2 rRNA genes are annotated in these 2,688 nt (G+C 58.6%); both read left to right on the top strand.

Annotation, left to right across the window (positions count from 1 at the left end):
* Nucleotides 1–66: 66 nt before the first annotated feature.
* Nucleotides 67–1,581 (top strand): 16S ribosomal RNA (locus SM452_RS30270).
* A 371-nt stretch (nt 1,582–1,952) separates the two neighbouring features.
* Nucleotides 1,953–2,688: ribosomal RNA gene (locus tag SM452_RS30265) — 23S ribosomal RNA — on the top strand; the annotation flags it as partial.

Here is a 2,688-nt window from a genome sequence, read left to right as displayed (position 1 = left end):
TTGTCTGGCTGGTTGGGATTCCTTTGGCAACACTTTTGTTGTCAGGATGCTGTTCGACAAAGATTTTTGTTGGAGAGTTTGATCCTGGCTCAGGACGAACGCTGGCGGCGTGCTTAACACATGCAAGTCGAGCGGAAAGGCCCTTCGGGGTACTCGAGCGGCGAACGGGTGAGTAACACGTGAGCAACCTGCCCCAGGCTTTGGGATAACCCCGGGAAACCGGGGCTAATACCGAATATGACCTCCGATCGCATGGTTGGTGGTGGAAAGTTTTTCGGCTTGGGATGGGCTCGCGGCCTATCAGCTTGTTGGTGGGGTGATGGCCTACCAAGGCGACGACGGGTAGCCGGCCTGAGAGGGCGACCGGCCACACTGGGACTGAGACACGGCCCAGACTCCTACGGGAGGCAGCAGTGGGGAATATTGCACAATGGGCGGAAGCCTGATGCAGCGACGCCGCGTGAGGGATGACGGCCTTCGGGTTGTAAACCTCTTTCAGCAGGGACGAAGCGTAAGTGACGGTACCTGCAGAAGAAGCGCCGGCCAACTACGTGCCAGCAGCCGCGGTAAGACGTAGGGCGCGAGCGTTGTCCGGATTTATTGGGCGTAAAGAGCTCGTAGGCGGCTTGTCGCGTCGACTGTGAAAACCCGCAGCTCAACTGCGGGCCTGCAGTCGATACGGGCAGGCTAGAGTTCGGTAGGGGAGACTGGAATTCCTGGTGTAGCGGTGAAATGCGCAGATATCAGGAGGAACACCGGTGGCGAAGGCGGGTCTCTGGGCCGATACTGACGCTGAGGAGCGAAAGCGTGGGGAGCGAACAGGATTAGATACCCTGGTAGTCCACGCTGTAAACGTTGGGCGCTAGGTGTGGGGGGCCTCTCCGGTTCCCTGTGCCGCAGCTAACGCATTAAGCGCCCCGCCTGGGGAGTACGGCCGCAAGGCTAAAACTCAAAGGAATTGACGGGGGCCCGCACAAGCGGCGGAGCATGCGGATTAATTCGATGCAACGCGAAGAACCTTACCTGGGTTTGACATGGCCGCAAAACTGTCAGAGATGGCAGGTCCTTCGGGGGCGGTCACAGGTGGTGCATGGCTGTCGTCAGCTCGTGTCGTGAGATGTTGGGTTAAGTCCCGCAACGAGCGCAACCCTCGTTCGATGTTGCCAGCGCGTTATGGCGGGGACTCATCGAAGACTGCCGGGGTCAACTCGGAGGAAGGTGGGGATGACGTCAAGTCATCATGCCCCTTATGTCCAGGGCTTCACGCATGCTACAATGGCCGGTACAATGGGCTGCGATACCGTGAGGTGGAGCGAATCCCAAAAAGCCGGTCTCAGTTCGGATCGGGGTCTGCAACTCGACCCCGTGAAGTCGGAGTCGCTAGTAATCGCAGATCAGCAACGCTGCGGTGAATACGTTCCCGGGCCTTGTACACACCGCCCGTCACGTCACGAAAGTCGGCAACACCCGAAGCCGGTGGCCCAACCCTTGTGGAGGGAGCCGTCGAAGGTGGGGCTGGCGATTGGGACGAAGTCGTAACAAGGTAGCCGTACCGGAAGGTGCGGCTGGATCACCTCCTTTCTAAGGAGCACCATCCACCGAAAGGTGGCATGGAGCCCGCGGCCCGCGAATGTCGGGTCGGGGTGCTCAGATGGCGGAGACACTGGCAAGTTCGGCGCCGGCAACGGCCAGAAATTTTCCTAGTACAGCCACTTCAGTGGTGGGAACGGGGTTCTGGTGCGGCTGGGGACGGATGTAAGCACCCTGTTGGGTCCTGAAAGAACAACCGAGGTTGTTTTTTCAGAACCATGACCCCGCCGTGAGGGCGGGGGTTGGTGCCAGGCATGGCCTGGTCTCGCAAACCGTAACCATGTGGTGGTTGTAGGTGTGGGGCTGTGGGTTGTGGGTTGGTTGTTTGTTGAGAATTGCACAGTGGACGCGAGCATCTTTGTGGTCAAGTTGTCAAGGGCGAACGGTGGATGCCTTGGCACCAGGAGCCGATGAAGGACGTGGGAGGCCGCGATAGGCCTGGGGGAGCTGTCAACCAAGCTGTGATCCCAGGGTGTCCGAATGGGGAAACCCGGCATCAGTCATGTGATGTCACCCGCACCTGAACACATAGGGTGTGTGGGGGGAACGCGGGGAAGTGAAACATCTCAGTACCCGTAGGAAGAGAAAACAAATAGTGATTCCGTGAGTAGTGGCGAGCGAAAGCGGATTGAGGCTAAACCGGCGGCGTGTGATACCTGTCAGGGGTTGCGTCGTCGGGGTTGTGGGACCCTGCTCAGCAGACTGACATCTGTTGGAGAAGTTACAAAGCTAGTGGCTAGTCGAACAGTCTGGAATGGCTGACCGTAGACGGTGATAGTCCGGTAGGTGAAAGTTGCTGGTCTTCTGTGGGTGTTCCCGAGTAGCGGCGGACTCCTGAAATCTGCCGTGAATCTGCCAGGACCACCTGGTAAGCCTAAATACTTCCTGGTGACCGATAGCGGACGAGTACCGTGAGGGAATGGTGAAAAGTACCCCGGGAGGGGAGTGAAATAGTACCTGAAACCGTTCGCCTACAATCCGTCGGAGCCTTGCGGGGTGACGGCGTGCCTTTTGAAGAATGAGCCTGCGAGTTAGTGGCATGTGGCGAGGTTAACCCGTGTGGGGGAGCCGTAGCGAAAGCGAGTCTGAATAGGGCGT

It is taken from the genome of Micromonospora sp. SYSU B005 (genome assembly GCF_055362685.1).
This window is presented reverse-complemented; position numbering and strand designations above follow the sequence as displayed.